The sequence below is a fragment of the Cytobacillus oceanisediminis 2691 genome, from assembly GCF_007678455.1.
In the GTDB taxonomy this organism is placed as follows: Bacteria; Bacillota; Bacilli; order Bacillales; family Cytobacillaceae; genus Mesobacillus; species Mesobacillus oceanisediminis_A.
This window is the reverse complement of record NZ_VEEP01000162.1, coordinates 1-290: the sequence shown is the minus strand read 5'-3', so window position 1 is coordinate 290 and position 290 is coordinate 1. Positions and strand designations below refer to the sequence as shown.

Here is a 290-nt window from a genome sequence, read left to right as displayed (position 1 = left end):
AAGATATTTTTGATGGTTTTGGAAAAGGGTTTGAAGGGGATGGTGTGTGAATGTTTGGGGGGATGATGGGGGTGAATGGGGAGGTGGATGGAGAGAGGGGAGGGAAGGTGTATGAAATGTTTTTGGAAATGATCATTGTGCGTTGTTTTAGGGAGGAAGGTGTTGAGATTTTGAGGGGGAAAAAGAAGGTTGGGTTATTGAAGGTATGATTGGATGGGAATGGAGCGGGGGAAAATACGGTTTGGTGAATGGAGGGGGGGTTGGTTGTGGAGGAGGAGGATGGATTTGGA

At 46.9% G+C, this 290-nt stretch carries 1 protein-coding gene; it reads left to right on the top strand.

Going from position 1 to position 290, the window contains the following annotated elements; translation table 11 throughout:
- Positions 1 to 50 precede the first annotated feature (50 nt).
- Entirely contained in the window at positions 51 to 209 is a 159-nt protein-coding gene (locus FS736_RS25570; protein WP_144481543.1) for a hypothetical protein, read from the top strand.
- Positions 210 to 290 lie beyond the last annotated feature (81 nt).

What these genes read in the sequence shown, in the direction of transcription:
- FS736_RS25570 (WP_144481543.1), top strand. Translation starts at nt 51, where the DNA reads ATGTTTGGGGGGATGATGGGGGTGAATGGGGAGGTGGATGGAGAGAGG.